Source organism: Mesorhizobium tamadayense (assembly GCF_003863365.1).
GTDB classification, from domain to species: Bacteria; Pseudomonadota; Alphaproteobacteria; order Rhizobiales; family Rhizobiaceae; genus Mesorhizobium; species Mesorhizobium tamadayense.
Map to the genome: position 1 here is coordinate 1 of NZ_RQXT01000041.1, position 25149 is coordinate 25149.

At 64.9% G+C, this 25149-nt stretch carries 28 protein-coding genes and 1 tRNA gene; 18 read left to right on the forward strand and 11 right to left on the reverse strand.

Annotated features, from left to right (window positions below; genetic code table 11):
* Positions 1-171 precede the first annotated feature (171 nt).
* The 4 genes from EH240_RS26540 to EH240_RS26555 all read left to right on the forward strand — a co-directional run bounded on the left by EH240_RS26540 (position 172) and on the right by EH240_RS26555 (position 4884).
* Positions 172-1194 carry a BMP family protein gene (locus EH240_RS26540; protein WP_125004166.1) on the forward strand — a complete coding sequence of 341 codons (1023 nt, stop codon included), beginning with the start codon at positions 172-174 and terminating at the stop codon, positions 1192-1194.
* Between the two features lie 182 nt (positions 1195-1376).
* Positions 1377-2888 (forward strand): ABC transporter ATP-binding protein, encoded by a 1512-nt coding sequence (locus tag EH240_RS26545; protein ID WP_125004168.1) that lies wholly within the window; start codon positions 1377-1379, stop codon positions 2886-2888.
* Positions 2888-3943, forward strand: a complete 1056-nt coding sequence (locus tag EH240_RS26550) for an ABC transporter permease (RefSeq protein WP_125004170.1) — start codon at positions 2888-2890, stop codon at positions 3941-3943. The genes EH240_RS26545 and EH240_RS26550 overlap by 1 nt, the downstream gene beginning before the upstream one ends.
* Entirely contained in the window at positions 3940-4884 is a 945-nt protein-coding gene (locus tag EH240_RS26555) for an ABC transporter permease (protein WP_125004172.1), read from the forward strand. Before EH240_RS26550 ends, EH240_RS26555 begins: the two co-directional genes overlap by 4 nt.
* A gap of 25 nt (positions 4885-4909) precedes the next feature.
* Here EH240_RS26555 and EH240_RS26560 read toward each other — a convergent pair whose 3' ends face one another.
* Positions 4910-5677, reverse strand: a complete 768-nt coding sequence (locus tag EH240_RS26560; RefSeq protein WP_125004174.1) for an SDR family NAD(P)-dependent oxidoreductase — start codon at positions 5675-5677, stop codon at positions 4910-4912.
* A gap of 305 nt (positions 5678-5982) precedes the next feature.
* On the opposite strand from EH240_RS26560, the gene EH240_RS26565 reads away from it, so the two are divergent.
* Positions 5983-6132 (forward strand): hypothetical protein, encoded by a 150-nt coding sequence (locus EH240_RS26565; RefSeq protein ID WP_125004176.1) that lies wholly within the window; start codon positions 5983-5985, stop codon positions 6130-6132.
* Positions 6133-6340: 208 nt separating this feature from the next.
* On the forward strand, positions 6341-7279 hold the full coding sequence (locus tag EH240_RS26570) for an LLM class flavin-dependent oxidoreductase (protein ID WP_125004178.1): 939 nt from the start codon (positions 6341-6343) through the stop codon (positions 7277-7279).
* A gap of 42 nt (positions 7280-7321) precedes the next feature.
* Here EH240_RS26570 and EH240_RS26575 read toward each other — a convergent pair whose 3' ends face one another.
* From EH240_RS26575 to EH240_RS26585, 3 genes are all read right to left on the reverse strand, one after another.
* Positions 7322-8257 carry a sigma-70 family RNA polymerase sigma factor gene (locus tag EH240_RS26575; protein WP_245436401.1) on the reverse strand — a complete coding sequence of 312 codons (936 nt, stop codon included), beginning with the start codon at positions 8255-8257 and terminating at the stop codon, positions 7322-7324.
* A gap of 67 nt (positions 8258-8324) precedes the next feature.
* Complete coding sequence (locus EH240_RS26580; RefSeq protein WP_125004182.1) at positions 8325-8639, reverse strand: antibiotic biosynthesis monooxygenase family protein; 315 nt, start codon at positions 8637-8639, stop codon at positions 8325-8327.
* A 239-nt stretch (positions 8640-8878) separates the two neighbouring features.
* Positions 8879-9550, reverse strand: a complete 672-nt coding sequence (locus EH240_RS26585; protein ID WP_125004184.1) for a cysteine hydrolase family protein — start codon at positions 9548-9550, stop codon at positions 8879-8881.
* A gap of 210 nt (positions 9551-9760) precedes the next feature.
* Here EH240_RS26585 and EH240_RS26590 point away from each other — a divergent pair, with 210 nt between their 5' ends.
* The 7 genes from EH240_RS26590 to EH240_RS26620 all read left to right on the forward strand — a co-directional run bounded on the left by EH240_RS26590 (position 9761) and on the right by EH240_RS26620 (position 15821).
* Entirely contained in the window at positions 9761-10555 is a 795-nt protein-coding gene (locus tag EH240_RS26590; RefSeq protein WP_125004186.1) for an ATP-binding cassette domain-containing protein, read from the forward strand.
* A 17-nt stretch (positions 10556-10572) separates the two neighbouring features.
* On the forward strand, positions 10573-11577 hold the full coding sequence (gene exbB, locus EH240_RS26595; RefSeq protein WP_125004188.1) for a tonB-system energizer ExbB: 1005 nt from the start codon (positions 10573-10575) through the stop codon (positions 11575-11577).
* 6 nt (positions 11578-11583) lie between these two features.
* Entirely contained in the window at positions 11584-12075 is a 492-nt protein-coding gene (gene exbD / locus EH240_RS26600) for a TonB system transport protein ExbD (protein ID WP_125004190.1), read from the forward strand.
* Entirely contained in the window at positions 12072-13049 is a 978-nt protein-coding gene (locus EH240_RS26605) for an energy transducer TonB family protein (protein ID WP_125004192.1), read from the forward strand. The genes exbD and EH240_RS26605 overlap by 4 nt, the downstream gene beginning before the upstream one ends.
* Before the next feature lie 83 nt (positions 13050-13132).
* Positions 13133-14527 carry a multicopper oxidase family protein gene (locus tag EH240_RS26610; RefSeq protein ID WP_125004194.1) on the forward strand — a complete coding sequence of 465 codons (1395 nt, stop codon included), beginning with the start codon at positions 13133-13135 and terminating at the stop codon, positions 14525-14527.
* Positions 14528-14652: 125 nt separating this feature from the next.
* A complete protein-coding gene (locus EH240_RS26615) occupies positions 14653-15147 on the forward strand; it encodes a hypothetical protein (protein ID WP_125004196.1) in 495 nt (164 codons plus the stop codon).
* Between the two features lie 266 nt (positions 15148-15413).
* Entirely contained in the window at positions 15414-15821 is a 408-nt protein-coding gene (locus tag EH240_RS26620) for a hypothetical protein (RefSeq protein WP_125004198.1), read from the forward strand.
* A gap of 52 nt (positions 15822-15873) precedes the next feature.
* On the opposite strand, the gene EH240_RS26625 is transcribed toward EH240_RS26620, so the two are convergent.
* The 4 genes from EH240_RS26625 to EH240_RS26640 all read right to left on the reverse strand — a co-directional run bounded on the left by EH240_RS26625 (position 15874) and on the right by EH240_RS26640 (position 17812).
* Positions 15874-16290, reverse strand: coding sequence for a curlin (locus EH240_RS26625; RefSeq protein ID WP_125004200.1), 417 nt, complete (start codon positions 16288-16290; stop codon positions 15874-15876).
* A gap of 207 nt (positions 16291-16497) precedes the next feature.
* Positions 16498-16899, reverse strand: coding sequence for a curli-like amyloid fiber formation chaperone CsgH (gene csgH / locus EH240_RS26630; protein WP_125004202.1), 402 nt, complete (start codon positions 16897-16899; stop codon positions 16498-16500).
* A gap of 61 nt (positions 16900-16960) precedes the next feature.
* Positions 16961-17398, reverse strand: a complete 438-nt coding sequence (locus tag EH240_RS26635; RefSeq protein ID WP_125004204.1) for a curlin — start codon at positions 17396-17398, stop codon at positions 16961-16963.
* 338 nt (positions 17399-17736) lie between these two features.
* Positions 17737-17812, reverse strand: a tRNA-Ala gene (locus EH240_RS26640).
* 141 nt (positions 17813-17953) lie between these two features.
* On the opposite strand from EH240_RS26640, the gene EH240_RS26645 reads away from it, so the two are divergent.
* Together EH240_RS26645 and EH240_RS26650 are read left to right on the forward strand one after the other, a co-directional pair.
* Complete coding sequence (locus EH240_RS26645; protein ID WP_125004205.1) at positions 17954-18244, forward strand: YggT family protein; 291 nt, start codon at positions 17954-17956, stop codon at positions 18242-18244.
* 10 nt (positions 18245-18254) lie between these two features.
* Positions 18255-18569 carry a DUF167 family protein gene (locus EH240_RS26650; RefSeq protein WP_125004207.1) on the forward strand — a complete coding sequence of 105 codons (315 nt, stop codon included), beginning with the start codon at positions 18255-18257 and terminating at the stop codon, positions 18567-18569.
* A gap of 295 nt (positions 18570-18864) precedes the next feature.
* On the opposite strand, the gene EH240_RS26660 is transcribed toward EH240_RS26650, so the two are convergent.
* The 3 genes from EH240_RS26660 to EH240_RS26670 are packed head-to-tail and all read right to left on the reverse strand — an operon-like array spanning position 18865 to position 21610.
* Entirely contained in the window at positions 18865-19746 is an 882-nt protein-coding gene (locus EH240_RS26660; protein ID WP_125004209.1) for a MurR/RpiR family transcriptional regulator, read from the reverse strand.
* 23 nt (positions 19747-19769) lie between these two features.
* Entirely contained in the window at positions 19770-20837 is a 1068-nt protein-coding gene (locus tag EH240_RS26665) for an ABC transporter ATP-binding protein (protein WP_125004211.1), read from the reverse strand.
* A 2-nt stretch (positions 20838-20839) separates the two neighbouring features.
* Positions 20840-21610, reverse strand: coding sequence for an SDR family NAD(P)-dependent oxidoreductase (locus EH240_RS26670; protein WP_167484171.1), 771 nt, complete (start codon positions 21608-21610; stop codon positions 20840-20842).
* A 172-nt stretch (positions 21611-21782) separates the two neighbouring features.
* Between EH240_RS26670 and EH240_RS26675 the strand changes: the two genes are divergently transcribed.
* From EH240_RS26675 to EH240_RS26690, 3 genes are all read left to right on the forward strand, one after another.
* On the forward strand, positions 21783-23012 hold the full coding sequence (locus tag EH240_RS26675) for an ABC transporter substrate-binding protein (RefSeq protein WP_125004215.1): 1230 nt from the start codon (positions 21783-21785) through the stop codon (positions 23010-23012).
* Positions 23013-23342: 330 nt separating this feature from the next.
* Positions 23343-24248 carry a carbohydrate ABC transporter permease gene (locus tag EH240_RS26685; RefSeq protein WP_125004282.1) on the forward strand — a complete coding sequence of 302 codons (906 nt, stop codon included), beginning with the start codon at positions 23343-23345 and terminating at the stop codon, positions 24246-24248.
* Positions 24245-25072 (forward strand): carbohydrate ABC transporter permease, encoded by an 828-nt coding sequence (locus EH240_RS26690; protein WP_125004216.1) that lies wholly within the window; start codon positions 24245-24247, stop codon positions 25070-25072. Before EH240_RS26685 ends, EH240_RS26690 begins: the two co-directional genes overlap by 4 nt.
* The last annotated feature ends 77 nt before the right edge of the window (positions 25073-25149 follow it).

Consider the following 25149-nt stretch of genomic DNA (forward strand, 5'->3'; position numbering starts at 1 on the left):
GCCGGCAGGCCAGAGGGGGGCGCTGTCCCGCATGCGTTTCCAGCTGGCACACGGGAACGACTCACCAAATTTGACCATGTGGACAAAAGTCGGACGCCGTTCCATAGTCCAGGCGTCTGACATTTCTTGAACGGCCGGCTCGACACGGCCGTCGAACAGAGGGGAATTTCAATGGAAAAAGATCACAAGTCGCAACGCGCCGGCTTGTCGCGGCGCAACGTGCTGGAACTCGGCGCGCTGGGGCTGGCGGCGGCCGTGCTGCCCAGTGCCGCCTTCGCCAAGGACAAGAAGCTGAAGGTGGCGGCGATCTTCGCCACGCCGATCGAGGAGCCGTGGGACAACCAGATCCATGTCGCGCTGCAGAAGGCCGAGAAGGAACTGGGCATCGAATATAAATGGTCGGAAAAGGTCCAGACCGCCGACTTCAGCCGCGTGATGCGCGAATATGCGAAGGGCGGCTACCAGCTCGTGCTGGGCGATGCCTTCGCCGCCGAGCGCGAATCGCGCCGCACGGCAAAACAGTTCCCGAAGACGGCCTGGCTGTTCGGCTCCGGGGCCGGGCCGGCCGAACCCAATTTCGGCGTTTTCGACAACTGGATCCACGAGCCCGCTTATCTCTCCGGCATGATCGCCGGCAAGATGTCGAAGTCGGGCACTGTCGGCGCCGTGGCGGCCATGGGCATCCCGGAAGTGAACCGGCTGGTCAACGCCTTCTTTGCCGGCGCCAAGGAGGTCAACCCGAACATCAAGAAGAAGGTCGCTTTCATCGGCTCCTTCTTCGATCCACCCAAGGCCAAGGAAGCGGCGGTGGCGCAGATCGATGCCGGCGTCGACGTCATCTATGCCGAGCGCTTCGGCGTCATCGAGGCGGCGGTGGAGAAGAAGATTCTTGCCATCTCCAACATGTCCGACCAGTCGAGCCTCGGCCCGGACACGGTCATCACCGGCCCGGTGTGGGACATGTATCCGACGGTCGAGCAGGCGATCAAGCTGGTCAAGGCCGGCGTTTTTACCGCGCAGGACTATGGCGACTTCTCGCGCATGGCCAAGGGCGGCTCCTATCTCGCGCCCTACCACAAGTTCGACAAGACGCTGCCGGCCGAGGTCAAGGACTTGGTCGAGAAGAAGAAGGCGGAGATCCTGGAAGGCAATTTCCGCGTCGACGTCGACGAGAACACGCCGGTTTCGGATTGAAGCCAGGGTTTCCCTCCCCCTTGAGGTCCCTTGAGGGGAGGGTGGCCCGCAGGGCCGGGAGGGGTCGCCCGCGACGCGCTTCATCCTTGTTAATCACAGGTCGAGGCGGCTGAGGCGACCCCTCCCGCCTCGCTTCGCTCGGCACCCTCCCCTCGAGGGGGAGGGGTATCCTGGAGTCTCCTTTGTCCGCCCCTCTGATCGAAATGCGCGGCATCACCAAGAGCTTCGGCGCCGTCAAGGCGAACGAGGGCGTCGATCTTAGCGTGGCACCCGGCGAGATCCTCGGCCTGCTGGGCGAGAACGGCGCCGGCAAGACGACGCTGATGAACGTGCTGTTCGGCGCCTATGCGCCGGATGCCGGCGAGATCCTGGTCGAGGGCCGACAGGTCGCCATCCACAGCTCGGCCGATGCTTTAGCCGCCGGCATCGGCATGGTGCACCAGCATTTCCATCTGGCGCCGCGGCTGACGGTGCTGGAGAACCTGTTGATAGGCATTCCCGGCAAGTCCGGCCGCATCGACCGCGCCAGCGGGCTGGCGCGGTTCAAGGAGATCGGCCGCCAGCACGGCTTAAACCTCAATCCGGAGCTGCCGGTCTCATCACTATCGGTCGGCGAGCAGCAGCGGCTGGAAATCATTAAGGCGTTGTTTCGCGGCGCAAGGCTTCTGATCCTCGACGAGCCGACGGCGGTGCTGGCGCCAACCGAGGTCGACGGCCTGTTCGCCGCTCTGCGTTCAATGGCTGCCCAGGGGCTTGGCATCATCTTCATCTCGCATAAGCTCAACGAAGTGCGGGCGCTCACCCATCGTTGCGTGGTGCTCAGGCATGGCAAGGTCGCCGGCCGCGTCGACCGTCCGGCAAGCACCACCTCGGCCGAAATGGCGAAGCTGATGTGCGGCCATGAGATCGTGCCGCCGGCAAAGGGGGCGTCGACGGCCGGCGCCTCCGTGCTGACTCTCGACGGCATTTCCACCTTCGGCCATGGCGGAACGCCGCTGCGCGATGTTTCGCTGTTCGTCCGTTCGGGCGAGATCCTCGGCATTGCCGGCGTCTCGGGCAATGGCCAGCGGGCGCTCGCCGATGTGATCTCCGGCATGCTGCCACCGCAGACCGGCACGATGACGATAGCCGGCAAAGCGGTTGCGCAGTTCTCGCCGCGCGAGCTACAGGCGCTCGGCCTCGGCCGCATTCCGGAAGACCGGATGACGACCGGCTTGGTAACCAATCTGCCGCTAGCCGATTCCATGGTGCTGCCGCGCATCGGCACGGAAGCCTTCAGCCGCAAGGGGCTGCTCAATCCGGCTGCGATCCGCACGTTCGCGGAAGCGCAGATCAAGGCTTATGACATTCGGTGTCCGGGGCCGATGATCCGGGCGGGCGCGCTCTCCGGCGGCAATCTGCAGAAGGCGCTTTTGGCGCGCGAGCTTGCTTTCGATCCCAAGGTGCTGATCGTCTCGCAGCCGACGCGCGGCCTCGACATCGGCGCCGCACGCTTCATCCACGAGAAGTTCCTGGCCATGCGCGGCAAGGGCTGCGGCATCATCGTGATTGGCGAAGACATCGAGGAATTGCTGATGCTCTCGGACCGCATCGCGGTGATGTATGAGGGCCGCATCGCCGGCACGCTTTCCGGCGCGGAGGCGACTGTAGCGAGGCTCGGCCTGATGATGACCGGCGCGGAGGGGCACGCCTGATGTTTCGCCTGGAAGCCCGGAGCTCGACGCCCGCCTGGTTCAATCTCGCGCTGCCGCTGCTGGCAATCGCCGTCGCGCTGGTGCTGTGCAGCGGCCTGATCGCGGTGGCCGGCGCCGGCGTGATCGACGCCTATGGTGTCATGTTCTCGGCCTCGCTCGGCGACAGCTACGCCATTACCGAAACGCTGGTGCGCGCCGCCCCGATGATCTTCACCGGCCTTGCGGTTGCGATCGCCTTCCGAGCCAAATTCTGGAACATCGGCGCCGAGGGCCAGTTGCTGGCCGGCGCGGTGGCAAGCTGCGCCATCGGCGCGATTCCGATGCCGGGGTACCTCGCCATGCTCCTGATGGCGCTGGCGGGCGCCGCGGCCGGCGCTCTCGTCGCGCTGGTGCCGGCGACGCTGCGTGTCAAATTCAAGGTCGACGACGTGGTCAGCTCGCTGCTGCTCAACTCGGTCATCTACTATGCGCTGATGGCGCTGATCGAGGGGCCGTGGAAGGATTCGTTCAGCGGCTATCCGATCTCGCCGCCGATCGAGGATTCGGCCAATTTCCCGGTGCTGATCGAAGGCACGCGGCTGCATCTCGGCGTCGTGGTGGCACTGATCGCAGCACCCCTTTGCTGGTTCCTGATCGCGCGAACCACGCTCGGCTTCAGGATACGCGTCACCGGTGAGAACCCGGAGGCGGCCCGCTATGGCGGCATCAACGTGCAGCGCGTGCTGCTCTCCACCGCGCTGCTGTCAGGTGCGCTGGCCGGGCTCGCAGGCGTCGGCGAGGTCGGCGGCGTGCATTTCCAGGTGATGAGCGACATCTCGCCGGGCTATGGCTATTCCGGCATCGTGGTCGCCATGCTGGCGCGGCTCAACCCGCTCGGCGTGGTACCGGCGGCGATCTTCCTGGCCGCGGTCATGACCGGCGCCGAGGCGATGTCGCGCGCGACCGGCGTGCCGGCGTTCCTGAGCGACGTCATCCAGGGCACGGCGCTGCTTACCATGCTGGTGGCGCTGCTCTTCACCGCCTACCGCATCCGCCGCGTGGGAGCGACGGCATGAGCGCGGTGTTCGAGCAGATTTTTCAGGTCGGCTTCCTTGCCGCCATCATCCGCATCGCGACGCCGCTTGCCTTCGCCACGCTCGGCGAGATGTTTTCGGAGCGCGCCGGCGTGCTCAATCTCGGCATCGAAGGCATCATGCTGTTGTCGGCCATGGCCGGGTTCACCGCGACCAGCCTCAGCGGCAGCTTGTGGCTGGGCGTGCTGATCGCCGTGCTGACCGGCGCGCTGATGGGCGCGATGCATGCGCTGTTCACGGTGGCGCTGGGCTTGAGCCAACATGTCTGCGGCATCGGCGTGACATTGTTCTCTTCCGGCCTTGCCTATTTCCTCTACCGGCTGATCTTCGGCCAGCAGTCGGTGCCGCCGAGCATCAAGGGCTTCCAGCCGGTGCCGATCCCGCTGCTGTCGGACATTCCGATCCTGGGACCGGCAGTGTTCAACCAGTTCACGCTGGTCTATCTGGCGATCATCGCCATCCCGCTCGCCGCCTTCGTGCTCTACCGCACGCCCTGGGGGCTGTCGGTGCGCATGGTCGGCGAGAACCCGCGCGCGGCGGATTCGGCCGGTGTCAGCGTGATCGCCACGCGCTTCCAGGCGGTGATCCTCGGCGGCGCGCTGATGGGGCTCGCCGGCGCGTTCCTCACCATGGCGCAGTTCAACGCCTTCACCTTCGGCGTGGTGTCGGGGCGCGGCTGGGTGGCGATCGCGCTGGTCGTGTTCGGCCGCTGGGACCCGTGGCGCTCGGCGGGCGCTGCACTGCTCTTTGCCTTCGTCGACGCGCTGCAGCTCAGGATGCAGGCGAGCGGCCTCGGCCACATCCCCTATGAAGCCTTCCTGATGCTGCCCTTCATCTTCACCATCATTGCCATGGCGGTGATGTCGCGCAACGCGGTGGCGCCTTCGGCGCTGCTGAAGCCGTTCCGCAGAGAGGAGCGGTAGGCTCGTCCGCCGCCAGCGCGCCGCCTCAGATGGCCGTAAAGGCGTTGTCGACGAAGAGATGCGCGCCGTTGACGAAGCTCGATTCGTCGCTGGCCAGGAACAGCGCCGCCTTCGCCACCTCTTCCGGCTCGCCGATGCGGCCCTGCTGCGCGGCCATGGCGGCGTCGGAAACATCGACGCCGAGCTTGCCGAGATCGGCCACCTCGCGCAGGCCATGCGGGGTGCGGATGAAGCCGGGGCAGACGGCATTGCAGCGGATGTTGCGGTCGCGGAATTCCACGGCGATGGCGCGCGCGAACATGTGGCAGGCGCCCTTGGTGGTGTCGTAGAGCACTTCATTCGGCGTCGCCGCCACCGCCGAGATCGACGAGGTGCAGACGATCGAGCCGCCGCCGGCGGCGATCATGCCGGGCAGCACCGCGCGCGTCATCAGGAACATCGAGCGGACGTTGACGGCATGCAGCCAGTCCCATTCATGCAAGGTCGTCTCCAGGAAGGGTTTGATGACGATGGTGCCGGCATGATTGAACAGCACTGTGACCGGTCCGAATTTTTCCGCCGCCGCCTTCGCGGCCGCTTCGACCTGGGCTTCATCCGAAACATCGGCCACGAAATGCTCGGCCGCATGGCCGCGCGCGCGGATCGCCGCGGCGGTCGCGGCCGCCGCCTCGCCGTTGCGGTCGACGATCGCCACCTTGGCGCCCTCGGCGGCAAACAGGTCGGAGGCCGCCCCGCCCATGCCCGTCGCGCCGCCCGAGATGATGGCGACCTTGCCCGCCAGCCTTCCAGCCATGTCTTTTCTCCGTTCTGTTCTGAAGGTCTCGTCTGCTCGGCCTAATGCTATCCTTGCCGCTCCAGATGGCCAAGCTCTGCCGGACACAGGACTTTTCGGTTTGGGAAGGCCGCTCCGATCGGCCGATTCCAAATCGTTCGGAGGCAGTGTCGCGCGCGCAGGCAGCCAGAATACCGGCCCTGCTAGAAGCATGAAAAACTACTGACTGCCAGAATCCGAGAACGTTTTCCCAAAAATGCCGCGAAAATAGCAATCGACAAAGTCTACTAACTTTATAGATTAATGGCCGAGACGGAGGCTCGACCATGTCCTACATCCAGAACGCTCAGCGCAAAGGCCAAAGGCTGACCGCCGACCAGAGCTGGAGGCCCGCCTATGGCGGCACCTTCGCCTATCTCGTCTTCGCGCTGGCGTTCGTGTTCACCGGCGCGGTGGTGCTGGGTCTCATTCCGTGACAATCGGGCCCTGACAATCGGGCCCTGACAGTCGGGTCCAGCAAATCAGGCACTTGCCGCATCGGGACCAAGGCCCCGCTGCCAACAATCCGAGTTGAGTAGCCAAAGCAGATGACTGGCCGAGCGCCGGGCGCGTTCGCGCGCCTGCGCGCTGGATCTTGTTCGAAGGTATGGAGCGGGGCAACCCAACGTGATGGAGGCGATGGCAATGCCGATCGAGTTCACGCATGTTCCCGGTAAGCCTGCCAATGGCAGCTTCTTCTACGATTTCGCCGAGACCGCGACCAAGCTGTCGCTGATCGAGGACGCCGGTTTCCGCAAGCTAGTGGTCGACGATCCGGCCGGCGTGCTCACCAATATGGACATCGCCGCCCAGACGCTCGACCGCACGGCGTCGCTGGAGGTCGTGCTGACGCATTGGGCCGGCGTGATCGAGCCGAACGTGGCGGCAAGACAGCTCGCCGCGCTCGACGCCAAGAGCGGCGGCCGCCTGTCGCTCCGGATGCTGAGCGAGCCGCTGGAGGACAGCGACGCCGAGGCCCGTCCCTTCGGCCACAGCGTGGTCTGGCAGCGCATCGACGAATATCTAGTGCTGTTGAAGCGCCTTTGGTCGAACGACAAGCCCTTCGATCACGAAGGCGCCTTCTACAGCGTGAGAGGCGGTTATGTGCCGCGCAAGGGCCCGCATGGCGCCGACCTCACCATCCGTCTCGGCGGGCAGTCCGGCACCGCGCTGAAGGTCGCCGGCCGGCATGCCGCCATCTTCGAGCTGGCGGCCGGCTCGCCCGAGGAGATCGGACAGCTTATGCAGCGCGTGCGAGGTGCTGCCGCCGAACACGGCCGCGCCGGCAAGCTGCGCTTCGCGCTGCCCGTCCGCATTCGCCCCGAGGGCTGGTCTGGCGCCTCCGACCACAAGGCGGTCGAGGTTGCAGGACCGCCGGCGCGGCTTGCGCTGACGCTGCTGCCCTATGCCGCCATGGGCATCGAGGAATTCATGATCACCGGCATCGACCGCCCCGGCGAGATTGCCCGGATCGGGCGCGAGACCGTCACGCTGATCGCGAATTCGCTGGCGCGGCGCGAAGCCGACACTCCACCGCCAGGAACGTTTGCGTCGCGCTCTTTCACCGCGGCACACGTCCGCTGACATTGCAGATCGATGTGAGACCGGTTCGGCGGCCGCCGGTCTTCATCGAGGATCGACGGGCGACGGCAGCTGCGAGACATAGTCGACGCCGTCCATGACATAGTCCGCGAAGAGGAAGTCGCGGATGCCGGCGATCCGGCCATTCTCCAAATGGATGAGGATGAAGTAGCGCGGCGATCCATCCGGACGATCCGGACTGGTGACCAGGATGGCGGGCCGGCCTTCGACCAGGCCGATGGTGAAATGCCAATGCGTCTCGTCGGAATAGCGGCCGAAATAATTGCCGACATATTCCTTGCCTTCGGCGCGAAGCCGATTGACCAGCTCCAGCTTCACGTCGTCGGCGAGCAGGCCGCGCAAGGCGTCGAAGTCCCGGGCGTTGAAGGCGGCGACATAGTCGCCGAGGCGCCGCATGTCATGCTGGTTGAGGGTCGGTCGCGGCAATGCCGCCCGCGGCGCGTCGGCGAGCTTGCGCAGGCTCTCACGGCCGCGTTGCAGCGCGCCCTTGATCGCCGTTTCGGTGGTTTCGAGGATCTCGCCGATCTCCTCAAGGCTGTGGCCCAGCACGTCCTTCAGCACGACGATGCATCTTTGCGCCGGGGGCAATTGCATCAGCTCGGCAAGGCTGGCCTCGGCGGCAATCCGCGCATCGATGGGGGAGCCTTCGTCGGCGATCGTATCGATCTCGACCTCGCTCTCCCTCGTCCGCGAGCGGGCCCGTTTGCGCAGGAAATCTAGCGCTGAATTGTGCGTGATGCGAAACAGCCAGGGCTCGGTCTTTTCGGGCATGTCGCCATTCCTGATCGCCACGAAAGCTTTGGCCAAGGCTTCCTGAACGATGTCCTCGCCATCGATGACCGATCCCACCATCCGTGAGCAATAACGGTGCAACCGGGCTCTCAAGCCGGCGGCTTCGCGCTCGAAGGCGCGAAGTCTGGCCTCGGTCGGCGCAACGGCATGGTCATGCGAACCGGTCACGCAGTCTCCATCTCTTTCTGACGCAATTCCGGACGGAAAACCGTTTCACACTTTTCCTGGAATTGCTTTAGTCTTCGATCCCGCCAGTGTGGGAATAGCTGGTGTGGCCCATCACGGTCTCGCCGGTTCCAAGCTCGAGAATCGTCTTCATATACTCGGCGAAGCGGGGGTCGCTGCGGAAGGCAGCGATGTCTTCGGCCGAGCGCCATTGCGAGATGTTGACCACCTTGCCGCCGTCGCCGCCGACGACCACGGACGAGGACAGCGAGCCTGGCTGCTTGCTGAAGAAGTTGCGCGTCCCTTCGGCCAGCGCCTCCGCGAGGTCCTGCTGCTTGCCGGGCTTGGCGGTGAAGACGTTGATCAAGGTCACTGCGGTCGACATGGCTTGGCTCCGTTTGTCCTGGTGGCGGAGGCCGTTGTGGCTTCCGCAATCGTCACAACCGTCAAGACGAACGCGATGCCGGAAACGGAACGGTGAATAGAGAAAAAGTCTCTGCGGTCGAGTGGTCCCGCGTCAATCCTTTTCCGCCGCTAAAGCATGTCTCCCGAAAATGTACAGCGGTTTCGGGACAAAGACATGCTTGAAATCAAAGACCTAAAGCAGGTCCCGTGAATCCTTTTTCACGCGACCTGCTTTGGCCGCGAGAGCGCGGCGATGACGGCCTCCGAGTCCGCCAGCGCGCCGAAGACGCCGTCCTCGACCGTCACCATGTGCAGAGCGGCTTCGTGCGCCCGGCTGTCGCCGCTGGCGGAGGCGTCCGCGATCGTCAGGCACTGGAAATTGCGGTCGCAGGCCTCGCGCAAGGTGGTGTGCACGCAGACGTCCGTGGTGCAGCCAGTGAACAGCAGGTGCGTTATGTCCCGCGCGCGCAGCACCAGTTCCAGATCGGTATAGGTGAAGGCGCCGTTGCAGGTCTTGTCGACGACGATATCGTCGGGCCTGACCTCTATGTCGGCGACAATCTGGAAGCCCGGGCTGGAGCGCAGCAGGATGTCGGTGCCTTCCAGTCCTGCCCGCTGGCGGCGCCATTTCTCGTAGGGCGTCATGCCGGCCATGTCGGCGCGGTAGCCTTGCCTGGTGTGGATGATGGTCAGGCCGGCGGCGCGGGCGGCCGCAATCAGCCGGTTCACGGCCGGCAGAATCGCCCTCAGAGGCGAGGGGTCGTAGCCTTTCCTGGCGAAGTAACCCGTCGGCGACAGGAAATCCTCCTGCAGGTCGATGACGAGCAAGGCGGTGTTCTGCGGCACTAACCTGCCGTCATAGGGGAAGTCGAATGGTCTCGCCTTGATCATCGTCTGCTGCCTCGATTGCCGACTGGCATGGTGGCTCAGCGACGGCGTTGCAGTCCAGACCTCATTGCGCCCCAGGCTGGCGGCCGGAGTGTCACCGCGATTTGTTGATCGGCAAAGTCACCTTTAGAGTTGACTAGTAAGCTCATGTTTTTTAGTCAACCGGCGTTGGCCGCCCGGCGACAGCCTGAGGCAGCGGCCGCTTGGAGACGGATGTTGACAGCAGCAGCTACCCAGACAGCCTTTCATGTCGACGCGGTGCGCTTTGCCGTTGGCGAGCGCACGCTGCTCGGGCCGGTCTCCCTCGAGCTTCAACGCTCGCGCGTCTATGGGCTGATCGGTCACAACGGTTCCGGCAAGTCGACGCTGGTCAAGCTCCTGGCGCGACAGCAGCCGGCAAGCTCAGGCGACATCCGCTTCGCCGAACGCCCGCTCGCAGGCTGGGGCGCGCGCGAGCTGGCGCGTGCGCTTGCCTACCTGCCGCAGACCACTCCGGCTGCGACCGGCCTCACCGTGCGCGAGCTCGCGGCGCTCGGGCGCTATCCCTGGCATGGCGCGCTTGGCCGTTTCGGACCGCAAGACAGAAGCCATATCGAGGAGGCGCTGGCATTGACCGACATGAGCGCGTTCGCCGACCGGCTGGTGGACGAGCTTTCCGGCGGCGAGCGGCAGCGCGCCTGGCTTGCCATGCTGGTGGCGCAGAATGCCGGCGTCATGCTGCTCGACGAGCCGATCTCGGCGCTCGACATCGCGCATCAGGTCGAGGTGCTCGGCCTGGTCAGGGACCTCAGCCGCAAGCGCGACCTTTGCGTCGTCGTGGTACTGCACGATCCCAATATGGCGGCGCGCTATTGCGACGAGTTGATCGCGCTGAAGCAGGGCCGGCTACTCACGCGCGGCACGCCCGCCGAGATCATGCAGGTCGAGGTGCTCAAGGACATTTTCGGCGTCGAGATGGGGGTGCTCAAGCATCCCGTCAGCGGCCAGCCCATCGGTTACGTGCAATGATGAAGCGAGGACGAGCCTTGTCCCGGAACAGATTGCTTGCGGCGCTGGCCGCGTTCGTCATTCTTGCGGCCGGCCCCATTTCTTCAGCCAGTATCGCATTGGCGCAGGAGCAGCCGGCAGCGCCGCCGGCGCCGGCCGCACAGCCGCCGGTGATACCGCCGGCAGCCGCGCAGGTGCCGGTCGAGCCACGCCCTCAGGCTCCGACCGCGGCGGCAAAGGCCCCCGCGACCCAGGCGCCAACCGCGACCGCGCCAACCGAGCCGCGCGTGCAGCCGGCTGCGGACAGCGCCGAGGGCGAAGCCGACATAGCGCTGGCGCTGCCGCATGACCTGTCGCCCTGGGGCATGTTCATGGCCGCCGACATCGTGGTGAAGGCGGTCATGGTCGGGCTTGCCTTCGCCTCGCTGGTCACCTGGACGATCTGGCTCGCCAAGTCGCTGGAGATCCTGGGCGGCAAGCTGAGGGCGCGCCGCGCGGCCACCGCGATCGGCAACGCCGCGACGCTGATGCAGGCCGGCCGCGCGCTTGGCCATGGCGGCGGACCGGGCGCGCTGCTGGTGCGCGCGGCGGAGGAAGAGCGCGCGCTTTCGGCGGGCGCGCTCGATCATGCCTCGGGCGACGGCCTGAAGGAGCGCGTCACCTCGCGGCTTTTGCGCATCGAGGCGGCCGCGGCGCGGCGCATGTCGCACGGCACCGGCCTGCTCGCCACCATCGGCTCGACGGCGCCCTTCGTCGGCCTGTTCGGCACCGTCTGGGGCATCATGAACGCCTTCATCGGCATCTCGCAGGCGCAGACCACCAATCTGGCGGTGGTGGCGCCCGGCATCGCCGAAGCGCTGCTTGCCACCGCGATGGGCCTGGTGGCGGCAATCCCGGCGGTCGTCATCTACAACGTCTTCGCGCGCTCCATAGCCGGCTACAGGCAGATCCTGGCCGACGCTTCCGCCGGCGTCGAGCGGCTGGTCAGCCGCGACCTCGATTTCCGAACGGTGCCGCCGGCAACCGCGATGGCGGCGGAGTGAGCGGCGATGGCGGCGCGGATTCGTGAGGCGGCCGGCGACGATCTCGAGGAAAGCCACGAGATCAATGTCACGCCGTTCATCGACGTCATCCTGGTGCTGCTGATCATCTTCATGGTCGCCGCCCCGCTGGCGACCGTCGACGTCAATGTCGACCTGCCGGGCTCGACGGCAACGCCGGCGCCGCGACCCGAGACGCCGCTGTTCCTGACGCTGAAAAGCGATCTCACGCTGGCAATAGGCAATGACAGCGTGCCGCGTGCCCTCTTTGCCGCCGTGCTCGATTCCAGGACCAAGGGCGACAAGCAGACGCGCATCTTCCTGCGCGCCGACAGAAATGTCGGCTATGGCGAGTTGATGGAGGTGATGAACCTGCTGCGCGCCGCCGGCTACCTCAAGGTCGCGCTGGTCGGGCTGGAGGCGGCATCGGGCGCCGGTGGCGCGGCCCCGGCCACCGGTGGAACCCTCGCACCGGCGACAAGCGGAAGCCCGGCGCCATGACACAAGCAATCGCCGCCTTGTCCTACCGGCCGCGTCTCGGCATACGCGAAGCCGGTCTGTGGACAAGTGCGGCCGCGATCATTCTCGCCGCGCATGTGGCGGTCGCCTATGCAGTGCAGGATCTCAGCTTCGCCGAGGTGCCGGACGGCGGCCCGCCACCGGCGCTGGCGGTCGAAATGGCGCCGCTGGCGATCCCGCCTGCCGTGCCGGAAGAAATAGCCATGCTGGACACGGTGACACCCGATCGGCCGGATTCGGTCGAGCAGATGGAAACACTGAGCGAAGCGAAGCCGGTGACCGACCCGGCGCCGGTCGTGGAAAAGGTCGAGCCCGTCGCCGAGCCGCCGGTCGATGCCGACAAGGCGGAGGAGGCCGAACCGTCGGAGACAGTGGCGGCGCTGAGCGAGCAGCCGCCGGTGGAAGAGGTTGTGCCCGACCCTGTCGAGACGGTCGCGCCCGACGTCGTCATTCCACTGCCGCGGCCGAAGCCTGTGGAGACCGAAATCAAAGCAAGCAAGCCCGTCGAGGCGAAGAAAAAAGCGGAAAAGAAGCCGGTCGAAAAGCCGAAGCAGAGGAAAAAGGAAAGGGCGGAGCCGCCGAAGGCGGTGACGACGGCCAGCATCGACGCCAAGGCCGGCGCGAAGCCCGCCGCGCCGCAGTCCTCCGACGCGGCGCCGCGATCCAGCGTCAGCCCATCGCGGTGGAATGCCAGCCTGCAGGCATGGATCAGGCGTCACACGCGCTATCCGAGCGCGGCGAAGTCAAGGCGGGCCGAAGGCACGCCCAACGTGACTTTCACGGTGGATGCATCGGGTCGGGTGGTCTCCGCCCGGCTAGCGCGGTCGTCGGGCGACGCGGACCTCGACCGCGCGGCGCTGGGCGCCTTGCAGGGTGCATCGGTGCCCACCCCGCCGGCGGAGCTCGGCGCCCGCGTCACCCGCACGGCGCCATTCGTCTTCAGCCTGCGGGACTAGGCCAGCGAGACGGATGGTGATAGGCGGCTGAACGTTCAGCTTTATTCTGGGATGCAGCGGGATCGTGCCCGCCGAAGAAGCATATGACGGTATTCACGCGCCGCACTCTTCTCAAAACCGCCGCTGCTGCCGGTATCGCCGGCGTCGGTGCTTCGACCATCGGCAGGTTGGCCGGCCTCGCTGCACCCGCGCCCGATCCGGTGGTACTGAAGACGGCCAGCATCGAGGCGAAGCTGACGGGGGCCGGTCCGACAAGGAACGTCCTCACCTATGGCAAAGCAGGCCCGCCGCCGGTCGTCAGGATGCGCAAAGGCGAGCCCTTCGCCGCGCGGCTCATCAACGGCATCGACGATCCGACCACCATCCACTGGCATGGCATGCGCGTTCCGAACAGAATGGACGGCGTGCCGTTCCTGGTGCAGCCCTATGTTTATCAGGGCGATCATTTCGACTACTCCTTCACGCCGCCCGACGCAGGCACCTTCTGGTATCACCCGCACTGCAACACGCTCGAGCAGATGGGGCACGGGCTGACCGGCGTGATCGTGGTGGAGAACCGAAACGATCCGGTCTTCGATTCCGAAGCGGTGATCAATCTGCGCGACTGGCGCCTCGGCGACGATGGTCAGTTCATCGAGCAGTTGCTGCCGCGCGATGCGGCGAAGACCGGCACCTATGGCACGGTGCGCACCGCCAACTGGCTCGACCAGCCGCAATATGACGCGCCCGCCGGCGGGCTGGCGCGGCTGCGGGCCGCCATCACCGACGTCACCCGCATCTATGCCTTCCGCGTCGACGGCGCGGAGGCCGCGGTCATAGCGCTGGACGGCAATCCGGTGCCGCAGCGTTTTACGCCCGACGCCTTACAGCTTGGGCCCGGGCAGCGGCTGGAGCTTGCCATCCGCATGCCCGACAGCGAAGGCGCGATCGTCAGCCTGCGCGACGTCCGGGGCACCAGGCCCAAAGTCCTGGCGACGCTGCGCGCCGTCGGCAAATCGTTCAAGCGCGATCTTCGCGATCTCGGCCCGCTGGAAGCCAATCCGGTGGCCGAAGTGGATCTCGGCAGCGCCAAGCGCATCGCGCTGGCGCTGAGCGCCACGGCCGAAAACGTGTCCGGCGACGGCATCTGCGGCTCGCTCGGCTACAGTTTCTGGGCGATCAACAAGGTGCCGTGGCCGGGCGACACGCCGGACCCGACCGCGCCGCTGGCGGAACTCAAGCTCGGCAAGAGCTACGTCATCGACATGGAAAACCTCACGCCGCATTCGCACCCGATCCACCTGCACGGAATGAGTTTCAAGGTGATGTCGTCCTCGACGCGCGCGGTACAGCCGCTCGTGTCCGACACCTATCTCATCCAGCCAGACGAGAAGGTTCAGCTGGGTTTCGTCGCCGACAACCTCGGCGACTGGTTGCTCCACTGCCACGTCGTCGAGCACCAGAAGACCGGCATGACGAGCTATTTCCGGGTGGCGTGAGCGCATGCAGCGGAAGGCGCTCTCGCCTTCGACTGGAATTCGCTGACTTCCTCGGGTTGACGCCTTTGCCCGCTTGCCTAGGTAGGAGGAGGGCGCTGGGGCGGCACGCAACTCCGACCGACGGCATGACATCCTCGCGCATTCGAAAACTTGCCCTTGTCGCGGCAGGCATCTCCGTCCTGTCGTCCTGCGTCATCCCCGACGATACGTCGCGGGTCGCGAAAGTGGACGTCACCACCGTTGCCGCCCGCAGGGAGATGGTCGGTCTCAGCGAGGCCGATGTCCGCATGTGCGCCGGCTTTCCGACCGCGACGGCCGATGCGGGATCGTCCGGCCAGATCTGGACCTATCAGCGCACCGTGCAGCGCGGCAATCTCAGCATCGCGGTGCCGACCATGGCCGTTGGCGCGATCCCCGCGGTCGGAGGGTCCGTCAACGTCGCGCCCGGAGGCTATTGCAACACGCAGATTCGCATGGTCGGCGGCCATGTGGCGGAAGTGGTCTATGCCGGCGACAACAATCTGCCTAACAGCGTCGATGCGCTCTGCGTCAGCACGGTGGACGCCTGCGTGGCCTATGCCCGCCAGCGCAATCACAAAGCGACGGCCGTCTCCCGGTGAGTGCGGTCAGGTCGGCCACGGAGTCTCCATGCCTTTGTGAGCCGCTTCGAAGCCCGCGAACTCCGATCTCATCCAAGCTGACGAGAAGACTGTCGGCCTCGGCAAACAACCGCGGGAACCCGTGGAGCAGCCCATTGCCGATTGCCGGTCTGCCGATGGCGCCGGCCGATCCCGTGGATTTCAGGCCTAAGGGGGCTGACAGACAGGCCCGAGCATGCCGGCAGAAAAATATGATCTAACGCTCATATGTGCAGCGGAAAATCAAAGTGATCGCCGGCCGCCCCAAATCGTCCCCAATCCGGAGGTTCTTCCGTCTCAACCCGGAGATGATGGAGAGCTCGATGAAATTGTCTGTTCTTGCCCTTGCCGGCGCCGTACTAGCACCTATGCCTGCGGTCCAGGCAGCGCCGATGATCGCGGTGCCGGATAGAGACATCCTCGTTCAAGAGGCGCATGTGACATGCGCGTACCTGACCGAAGACGGCTACTGCGTGCGATCGCACAAGAAGCACGAATACTGGAAGCCCAAACACCACTACCGGCAAATCTACCGCACCTATGAGCCGCAGCCGGACGAGTATTATTGGCGCTATCAGCGTCCGCAGCCGATCATCCGGGTTGTTCCCAGCTATCCGCCGCAGGATGAAGACAATTGGGACGATTGGGACGATTGAAGCGATCGGACGGACCGCCGTCCACGTAGCTCGCAACCCGGCGAGTTCTCGCCTACCAGCCGAACAGCACGGCCGCTCCGTTCTGCCCGTCGCCGGCCTGCGCGACGTCGGCGTCGGTATTTCTGCCGAACTGGAAAATGCCGAAGGAATTATCGTTGCCGTCCTGCCGCAAGGCAGCGGAGTGTCCGCTGCCCTCCTGTCGGATTATGCCGAGGTTGCCGGAACCGTCCTGACCTATGCCGGCACGGTTGTTCCGCCCGAACTGCCTGATATGGGCGCCGCTGCGCAGCCCGTTGTACAATGAATAGGCGCGCAGACCGAGATCCAGCGTTCGCGCATCTCGGGTCGTCCGAGGCGAGTAGTAAAACCCGATCGAACCGCCTGCTTTTGCCGGAGCGGAACCAAGGGGCACGCCGATGGCTGCGGCGAGCGCAGTGGCGTAGATGAGCTTTGTGATCTGGCGGTTCATGTTACGTCTCCTTGCGGGTTCGACCGTTGGTGAGGAACAGTCGCACAGCCAAGCTGAACCGCGACGGAAGGGATCGTTCAGCAGCCGTTCAAGACCTGGAGCGGTTCAGCCTTCGATAGATCGATGACGGCGCGAGACATGGCGGAAACGGCCGAGGGCCCCGGTTGCCCGAAGCCCTCCTTTCGATCGGCCGGGGACAGCCGGCGCTCAGGTCGCGCCAGGCACCTGCTTGACGCAACTGATGCTCGTCCCGCCCGCGGTCACTATCAGCTCGACGTCGTAGGCAGCGCCATTCGCCCCTACGCTTATCCGGCTGAGCGCCGCGGGATTGCCCGGACCGGCTTCGAAGGCGCCGCCCTGCCGGATGTCGGCGGAGCCGGACGTGCCGCCTCCGGAGACGCTGACCGTGTAGGTGCCGCTGGTGCCCTTGTCGGCATATACTATGGGCTCAAGCAGGATGGCGTCGCCCTGAATCGTATCTCGTATCTCGCATCGCAGCGGCCCGGAATACGAGCCGTCCTTGCCGGCCGTCGCGCCGGTCGCGCCGGCGGCAAGCACAGCCAGGAGCGCGGCCGATGCCGCTGCCGTTCGCTTGTCCAGTCTGGTCATGGATGATCTCCTCGCTATGTCAGGATGGTCGCCGGCAACGCCATTGCCGGCCGTCCATGGTTCAGGGGCAGTCCTGAACGAAGGCGGCGACATTGACGCTGCCGCCCTGGCTGATGTCGGCGTTGCACCCGTGGCCGACCTGGACGCCGGCGGCGATGTTGCCGTTGCCGTCCTGCGTTAGGATTGCCGTGTGGTTCGAGCCGAACTGGCCGATGCCTGCGGCGTTGCGGTTGCCGTACTGATAGGTCGCGCCGTGGTTGTTGACGCCCTGCTGCCCGATCACCGACAGGTTGCGATGACCATATTGCTGGCCGATCGCCGTGTTGAAGCGGCCATCCTGGTGGAAATGGATGCGGTTGCGGTAGCCATGCTGGGCGCCGCCGGCGGAATTGCGCCAGCCATATTGTTCGATGTTCACGTCGTTGGCCATGGCGGGTGCGACGGCTGCGTAGCCGACGGCGGCGGCAAAGGCTGCGGCGATGATTGATGAGCGGGTCATGGGACTTCTCCTTCGATGCGGCAGGGGACCGCGGGTTGAACGGCCCTTTGTAGGGAAGTCGTCCGGAACGGAGGCTGAAGGCTCCATTCAGCAAAAATTCATGACCGATTGGTTCGGACGTTTCGCAGCCGACGCAGCCCGCCATTCGGTTTGGCGAGGTCGCAATGCGTGAATACCTTGCCCGCCGAGGAGCCAGCCACAGGGGTGGAGGCGTCCGCTGGCACCGGACTCGGGCGCGGAAAAGCACGGTGACTTTCGGGCCACCTCAATTGCCAAAAAATGCTGGGTTTTCCTGTCCGCCGCGGCGGGCGCCGGCGGCGCGGCTCGCAAAATTCCGCTGGTGGAGCTGAGGGGGATCGAACCCCTGACCTCATCATTGCGAACGATGCGCTCTCCCAGCTGAGCTACAGCCCCGTTCCAGCGGATGGGCTTGTATCGGTCGCGGCGGTTTGATGTCAAGGCGAAACGGCTGCCTGGCGTCGAGGCGCAGAAACCGCCGGGCCTTGCCGGTTCCGCGCGCAATGGCTACATGTCGGCGACAATTTGGAGACCGGCATGATCGCCCTTATTCAAACCATCGTCATGGCGCTTGATATCTACTGGTGGATCATCATCGCCTCGGCGATCTTTTCCTGGCTTTATGCCTTCAATGTCGTCAACTCGCGCAACCAGTTCGTGGGCACGATCGGCAATATGCTCTACCGCCTGACCGATCCGGCGCTGCGCCCGATTCGGCGATTCATGCCCGATCTCGGCGGCATCGACATCTCGCCGATCATCCTTCTGCTAATCATCTTCTTCATCCGGCAGTTTTTGATCACCACCGTCTGGTCTTGGGTCGCCTGAACCGGGCCTGATGAGCACGCCGTTCCGTGCGCGCGATGACGGCATCGACCTTTACGTGCGGCTGACGCCGAAAGCGGCGGTGGATCGAATCGAAGGGGTCGAGACGGCGGCCGACGGACGCAGCCATCTCAAGGCGCGCGTGCGCGCCGTGCCGGAGAAGGGCGCGGCCAATGCCGCGCTGGAACGGCTGGTGGCAAAGGCGCTTGGCGTTCCGGGGTCGGCGGTGTCTGTCGTCGCCGGCGGCACATCGAGGCTGAAGACGCTGCGGATCTTGGGTGATGCGGCGGTATTGGTGAAGGGCGTCGAGGCTCTTTCCGATAGCTGAGATGACTCGCGCTACGGCGGCCGGTTCAACCGCATCGATCAGATATCGCCGGTCGGCGCTGCCCCTTGCCCTGCCGGGCATTTCTCCCCGTATAGTGACGGGGAGAAAGACACTGTCGCGTGTGATTTCGCCAATCGCCAGCGTTGCAGGAAAAGCGCCGAGATTGCGGCCCGCTCACTTCTCCCCGTTTACGGGGAGAAGGTGCCGGCAGGCGGATGAGGGGCAGCGCCGCGGTTCGAAATTGAGCAGCTTGTGGCCGAGCCACTTTGCCAGCCGCAGACAAAAACAAGACCGCTCAATCGCCCAGCGGCAGCCTTGGATCATCGACCTTCAGCGTGTTCACGCTCTGCTTGATGCGGCGAAGGTTCTCCAGGACTTTCGGCCCTCGCGATTCGGCAACCGCGGTGGCGATCATGTCTAGGATGGCGAGCAGGGCGTAGCGCGACGAGGTCGGCTTGTAGATGTTGCCGTCCTCGAATGACTGCAACAGGATGACCGTGTCGGCGACCTTGGCCAATGCGGAGTCCGGCGCGGTGATGGCGACGGTCGCCGCGCCATATTGCTGCGCGACCTCGACCGCCTCGATCACCGAGCGCGCATAGCCCGAAACCGAGAAGGCGATCAGCGTCGTCTCGGGCGTCGCGACGGCGGCGTACATGCGCTGCAACTGGCCGTCGATCTGCGCGAGCGCCGACAGGCCGAGGCGGAACAGCCGGTTCTGCATCTCCGTCGCCATCATCGAGGAAATGCCGCCAGAGCCGATGCAAAGCACATTGCCGGAACTGGCGATCCTCGCGGCAACGCTCACCAACACGCCCATGTCGAGGTTCTCGCTGGCACGCTGGATCGCCGCGATCGCCGCTTCGGTGATGGCCGAAGCGATGCGTTGCTCGCGCGCGTCGCGGCTCAGCGGTTCCGGCGACAGATACTGGCCGCCGATGGCGATCGCCTGCGCCAGATAGAACTTGAAATCGCGAAGGCCCTCGCAGCCGAGATTGCGGCAGAAGCGGGTGACGGTCGGCTCGCTGACGCCGACGCGCGCGGCAATCTCCGAGATCGCCGCCTTGGAGGCGAAGTCGAGATCGGAAAGCACGAGCCCGGCCAGCCGGCGGTCCGACTTGGTGCCGTCCTGCGAGATCAATTGCAGGCGGGTGATGATGTCGGCCGGCGTCTTCATGGCGTCATCTCATGTCTTCATCATCACAGGGGCAGGCCGGTCGCCTTGTCGAAGAGATGGATGTTGCGTGGGTCGACGGTCACCGGCAGGCGGTCGCCCGGCTTCACCTGAAGCCGGTCGCGGAACACGGCGCGCACCGTATCAGTGCCGACCGAGCCATAGACATGCGTTTCCGACCCGGTCGGCTCGACGACGTCGACATCGATCGCGATGGCGTCCTCGGCGGCGCCGATGACGAAATGCTCCGGGCGGATGCCGGCTTCGACCGTGTCCGCGGCGGAAGCGGCCTTGCCGGCCAGCGCCAAACGGCCGCCGCCCTTGGTCTCGAACCAGGACTTGGCGTCGGCGGTCCTCAGCGCGCCGGAAACAAAGCTCATCGAGGGCGAGCCGATGAAGGCGGCGACGAATTTGTTGGCCGGCCGGTCATAGAGTTCCAGCGGCTGCCCGACCTGCTGGATGCGGCCGCGGTCCATCACCACGATGCGGTCGGCCATGGTCATGGCCTCGATCTGGTCGTGGGTGACATAGACGATGGTCGATTTCAGCCGCTGATGCAGCGCCTTGATCTCGGTGCGCATCTGCACGCGCAACTGCGCGTCGAGATTGGAAAGCGGCTCGTCGAACAGGAAGACGGAAGGCTCGCGCACGATGGCGCGGCCCATGGCGACGCGCTGGCGCTGGCCGCCCGACAATTGCCTTGGGTAGCGGTCGAGATAGGAGAAGAGGTTGAGCACACCGGAGGCCTTCTTCACCTTGTCGTCGATCGCGGCACGCGTCTCGCCACGTATCTTCGGGCCGAAGCCGATATTGTCGGCGGCCTTCAGATGCGGAAACAGCGCGTAGGACTGGAAGACCATGGCGATGTTGCGCTTCTGCGGCGGCAGGTCGTTGGCGCGCACGCCGCCGATAATGAGATCGCCGGAGGTGATCGTCTCCAGCCCGGCCAGCATGCGCAGCAGGGTCGACTTGCCGCAGCCGGACGGGCCGACCAGCACGACGAACTCGCCGCTGTGGATCTCCAGGTTGATGTCCTCGAGGATCCCGTGCTGGCCGAAGGATTTCGACAGGTTGCGAAACAGGACATCGGTCATGGTCACGCTCCCAATATATCGTCGATGAAAGGCAGGTAGCCGGCCGTCAGCCCGGCGTCCACCGGCACCACCGCGCCAGTTATGCCGGAAGCCCGGTCGGAGGCAAGGAAAGCAACGGCTTCAGCCACCTCCAATGCGTTGACGATGCGGCCGAGCGGATAGAGCCGCTTCAGCCGGCCGAGGATATCAGGGTTCTTGGCCAGGCGATGGTTCCAGGCGGCGGTGCGGATCGAGCCCGGGCACACGACATTGGCGCGCACGCCGCAGCGGCCGAGCTCGACGGCGATCGACTTGGCATAGGCGTTGATGCCGGCCTTGGCCGCGGCATAGGCTGGATTGCCGAAATGCGCGATGGCGTTGACCGAGGAGATGAAGACGACGCTGCCCGAGCCGCGCGCGGCCATCGCCTTGACGATCGGATCGGCGAAAGTCATCACGCCGGTCAGGTTGAGGTCGAGCTCCTGCTCTATTCTGTCCGCCGTCAGCGCCTTCAAGGTCTCGGCGCGCGTCCAGCCGGCATTGTTGATCAGGATGTCCGGGACGCCGTCTTTGTCGAGCAAAGCGGGGATCGCCGCCTCGATCGAGGCGCGGTCGAGCAGGTTGAAGACGTGGCGCGACGCGATATGCGAGCTGGCCAGCGCTTCGGCCGACTGGTCGCAGCCGACGACGCGCGCACCGCGTTCGGCCACAAGCTGCACGATCGCCGAGCCTAGGCCGCCGCCGGCGCCGGTGACGACAACGGTCCTGCCCTCGAAATCGGCCTTCGACGCCACGATGCGCGCTCCTCCGCCCGTCAAATAGCGAAAGAACGCTACCCAACGAAATGTAATTAAGCAACATGATAAACTGCTTGCATCACGGAAAGCCATCGATAATGTAGGAAAGTCACATAAATACTGCGCCCCATCCGGCCAGGCGCGAATGCGCATCAACGGGAGAGATCAGATGAACCTTGCGAGATGGACTGTCGGCCTGTTGGCCGGAATGAGCATGCTGGCGCTTGCCGCGCCGGCGGACGCCGGCGAGGTGCGGGTCACCGTCGCCGAATACAGCGCCAAGACCGGCCCCTATTTCGCAGAGGTGAAGAAGGAGTTCGAGGCGGCCAATCCGGGCATCACCATCAAGTATGAAGTGGTGCCGTGGGATGTGCTGCTGCAAAAGCTCACCACCGACATCACCGCCGGCACCAATGCCGACCTTTCGATCATCGGCACGCGCTGGCTGATCGACTTTGTTCAGCAGGACGTCGCCGAGCCGCTCGACGGCTACATCACGCCCGAGTTCAAGGATCGCTTCATCGACACCTTCCTGCAGCCCTCGATCATGGAGGGCAAGACCTACGGCCTGCCGATCGCGGCTTCGGCGCGCGCCATGTATTACAACAAGGAACTGTTCGAGAAGGCCGGCATCGCCAAGCCGCCGGCGACCTGGACCGAGCTGCAGGAAGACGCGCGCAAGATCAAGGCGCAGGGTGCCTTCGGATTCGGCCTGCAGGGCAAGGAGATCGAAACCGACGTCTACTATTATTATGCGATGTGGTCGCAGGGCACCGAGATCCTCAACAAGGACGGCACGTCCGGCTTGAGCACGCCGGGGGCGCTCGAAGCCGCCAAGCTCTACAAGTCGATGATCGATGAGGGCCTGACGGAGCCCGGCGTCACCTCCAACAACCGCGAGGACGTGCAGAACCTGTTCAAGCAGGGCAAGGTCGGCATGATGATCACCGCGCCCTTCCTGTCCAACCAGATCAAGGAAGAGGCGCCTAGCCTGAAATACGGCGTCGCCGCCATTCCGGCCGGGCCGACCGGCGCGCGCGGCACCTATGGCGTCACCGATTCCATCATCATGTTCAAGAACTCCAAGAACAAGGACGAGGCCTGGAAGCTGCTCGACTTCCTGTTCACCAAGGAGCAGCGCGCCAAGTTCACGCAGGGCGAAGGCTTCCTGCCGGTGAACAAGGAAGAGGCGAAGATGGATTATTACGTCAACAACGCCGACCTCGCCGCCTTCACCGCGCTGTTGCCCGACGCGCGTTTCGCGCCGGTCATCCCGGGCTGGGAAGAGATTGCACAGATCACCTCGGACGCCATGCAGAAGATCTATCTCGGCAGCGCCGAGCCCGAAGCCGCTCTGAAGGATGCCGCTGCCAAGGCCAACGGCGTGCTGAAGAAATAGCGCGTATCTCCCTGCGCCCGTGGCGCGCCCCACCCCGTCGGGGCGCGCCACACATCTCCCGGCCTTTGAGCGTTAGAAGAAGTCCGTGTGCAATCATTTCGGGACAAGCGACAGATCGTTGACCTCGGCGCCGCCCATTGCCCTGCCGGGCATTTCTTCCCGTATAGTGACGGGGAGAAAGGGCTGGCCGCAATCTCGGCGCCGTTCTTGCAACGCTGGAGATTGGCGAAGTCATTGATGAGAGCGCCCCTCTCCCCGTCACTATACGGGGAGAGGATGCCGGCAAGCAGGTGAGGGGCAGCGCAAAACGTGCGTAAGGAATTCGAGGCCATTCAAGGTCCACCACAAAACGGTCCTAGTCAGCCAACGCAAAGCCGTATCCTGCCCTATCTGCTGACGCTTCCCAGCCTGTTTTTGGCGGCCGTGGTGATCTTCTGGCCGGTCTGGGACCTTGTCCAGATCTCGACGCATGATGTGAACCGCTTTGGCCAGCTGCGCGACTTCAGCGGCCTGACCAATTTCTGGGCGCTCGCCGCCGATCCCGATTTCGTCGCCGCCCTCTGGCGCACCGGCTTGTGGACCGTGCTGGTGGTCGGCGGCGCGCTGCTGTTGTCGATCCCCGTGGCGATCATCCTCAATACCGACTTCTACGGCCGCGGAATTGCGCGCGTCATCATCATGCTGCCCTGGGCGGTGTCGCTCACCATGACCGCGGTGGTCTGGCGCTGGGCGCTCAACGGCGAAAGCGGCATGCTGAATTCGGCGCTGATGAAGCTTGGTATCATCAGCCAGAACATCCAGTGGCTGGCGAGCGCCGAGACCGCTTTTCCGATGCAGGTGCTGATCGGCATCCTGGTGACGGTGCCGTTCACCACCACGATCTTCCTCGGCGGCCTGTCGTCTATCCCGGACGATCTTTACGAGGCCGCGGCGCTGGAAGGCGCAACGCCCCTCCAGCAGTTCCGCGAGGTCACCTTTCCGCTCTTGAAGCCGTTCATCAACATCGCGATCGTGCTGAACACCATCTACGTCTTCAACTCCTTCCCGATCATCTGGGTGATGACGCAGGGCGGGCCGGCGAACTCGACCGACATCCTGGTCACGCATCTCTACAAGCTCGCTTTCCGCATCGGCAAGCTCGGCGAGGCCTCGGCGGTGTCGCTGGTGATGTTCGCCATCCTGCTCGTCTTCACGATGATCTATGTGCGGCTCGCCATGCGGGAGCAACGCGCATGAGGAACGGCAAGCTGAGACGCTCCATCATCGCCTGGCTGCTGCTTGCGCCGCTGATCGTGGTGACGATCTTCCCCTTCGCGGTGATGTTGCTGACAGCGGTCAAACCGCGGACCGAAGTGCTCGCGCCCACCTGGTGGCCGAGCGAATTCCGCTGGTCGAATTTTGCCGACATGTGGGTGGCGACCGGCTTCGGCCAGGCGCTTCTCAATTCGCTCTATGTCTCGGCGCTGGCAACCGTCGGCGCCATCCTGATCTCGGTGCCGGCGGCCTATGCCATGTCGCGCTTCCGCTTTGCCGGCTATGGCGGCTTCCGCCAGTTCCTTCTGATCTCGCAGATGATCTCGCCGATCGTGCTGGTGCTCGGCTTATTCCGGCTGATGGCCACCTGGGGCCTGGTCGAGAGCACGACGGCGCTCGGCTTCATCTACATGGCCTTCAACGTCGCCTTCACGGTGTGGATGCTGCAGAGCTATTTCGACACGATCCCGCGCGACCTCGAGGAGGCGGCCTGGATGGAAGGTGCCGGCCGCTGGCTGACCTTGCGAAAAGTGTTCCTGCCGCTCTGCCTGCCGGCCATCGCGGTGACGGCGATCTTCACCTTCATCAATGCCTGGAACGAGTTCGTCGTGGCGCTCACCATGCTGCGCAGCCAGGAAAGCTACACGCTGCCGATCCAGGTTTTCTCCCTGGTCGCGGGCCGCTATACGATCGAATGGCACCATGTCATGGCGGCCACGCTGCTTGCGACCCTGCCGGTGGCGATCCTCTTCATCTGGCTGCAGCGCTACCTCGTCCGCGGGCTGGCGCTCGGGGCAGTCAAATAGCAATTCCAGGAAAAGTGTGTAGCGGTTTTTCGTCTGGAATTGCGAAAACAAATAGTTAGTCCACTGCACGGAGCGTT

What these genes read in the sequence shown, in the direction of transcription:
- EH240_RS26610 (WP_125004194.1), top strand. Translation starts at nt 13,133, where the DNA reads ATGACGGTATTCACGCGCCGCACTCTTCTCAAAACCGCCGCTGCTGCC.
- EH240_RS26635 (WP_125004204.1), bottom strand. Translation starts at nt 17,398, where the DNA reads ATGACCCGCTCATCAATCATCGCCGCAGCCTTTGCCGCCGCCGTCGGC.
- EH240_RS26615 (WP_125004196.1), top strand. Translation starts at nt 14,653, where the DNA reads ATGACATCCTCGCGCATTCGAAAACTTGCCCTTGTCGCGGCAGGCATC.
- exbD (WP_125004190.1), top strand. Translation starts at nt 11,584, where the DNA reads ATGGCGGCGCGGATTCGTGAGGCGGCCGGCGACGATCTCGAGGAAAGC.
- csgH (WP_125004202.1), bottom strand. Translation starts at nt 16,899, where the DNA reads ATGACCAGACTGGACAAGCGAACGGCAGCGGCATCGGCCGCGCTCCTG.
- EH240_RS26565 (WP_125004176.1), top strand. Translation starts at nt 5,983, where the DNA reads ATGTCCTACATCCAGAACGCTCAGCGCAAAGGCCAAAGGCTGACCGCC.
- EH240_RS26665 (WP_125004211.1), bottom strand. Translation starts at nt 20,837, where the DNA reads ATGACCGATGTCCTGTTTCGCAACCTGTCGAAATCCTTCGGCCAGCAC.
- EH240_RS26570 (WP_125004178.1), top strand. Translation starts at nt 6,341, where the DNA reads ATGCCGATCGAGTTCACGCATGTTCCCGGTAAGCCTGCCAATGGCAGC.
- EH240_RS26550 (WP_125004170.1), top strand. Translation starts at nt 2,888, where the DNA reads ATGTTTCGCCTGGAAGCCCGGAGCTCGACGCCCGCCTGGTTCAATCTC.
- EH240_RS26590 (WP_125004186.1), top strand. Translation starts at nt 9,761, where the DNA reads ATGTTGACAGCAGCAGCTACCCAGACAGCCTTTCATGTCGACGCGGTG.
- EH240_RS26650 (WP_125004207.1), top strand. Translation starts at nt 18,255, where the DNA reads ATGAGCACGCCGTTCCGTGCGCGCGATGACGGCATCGACCTTTACGTG.
- EH240_RS26625 (WP_125004200.1), bottom strand. Translation starts at nt 16,290, where the DNA reads ATGAACCGCCAGATCACAAAGCTCATCTACGCCACTGCGCTCGCCGCA.
- EH240_RS26675 (WP_125004215.1), top strand. Translation starts at nt 21,783, where the DNA reads ATGAACCTTGCGAGATGGACTGTCGGCCTGTTGGCCGGAATGAGCATG.
- EH240_RS26645 (WP_125004205.1), top strand. Translation starts at nt 17,954, where the DNA reads ATGATCGCCCTTATTCAAACCATCGTCATGGCGCTTGATATCTACTGG.
- EH240_RS26580 (WP_125004182.1), bottom strand. Translation starts at nt 8,639, where the DNA reads ATGTCGACCGCAGTGACCTTGATCAACGTCTTCACCGCCAAGCCCGGC.
- EH240_RS26540 (WP_125004166.1), top strand. Translation starts at nt 172, where the DNA reads ATGGAAAAAGATCACAAGTCGCAACGCGCCGGCTTGTCGCGGCGCAAC.
- EH240_RS26555 (WP_125004172.1), top strand. Translation starts at nt 3,940, where the DNA reads ATGAGCGCGGTGTTCGAGCAGATTTTTCAGGTCGGCTTCCTTGCCGCC.
- EH240_RS26585 (WP_125004184.1), bottom strand. Translation starts at nt 9,550, where the DNA reads ATGATCAAGGCGAGACCATTCGACTTCCCCTATGACGGCAGGTTAGTG.
- EH240_RS26690 (WP_125004216.1), top strand. Translation starts at nt 24,245, where the DNA reads ATGAGGAACGGCAAGCTGAGACGCTCCATCATCGCCTGGCTGCTGCTT.
- EH240_RS26560 (WP_125004174.1), bottom strand. Translation starts at nt 5,677, where the DNA reads ATGGCTGGAAGGCTGGCGGGCAAGGTCGCCATCATCTCGGGCGGCGCG.
- EH240_RS26605 (WP_125004192.1), top strand. Translation starts at nt 12,072, where the DNA reads ATGACACAAGCAATCGCCGCCTTGTCCTACCGGCCGCGTCTCGGCATA.
- EH240_RS26660 (WP_125004209.1), bottom strand. Translation starts at nt 19,746, where the DNA reads ATGAAGACGCCGGCCGACATCATCACCCGCCTGCAATTGATCTCGCAG.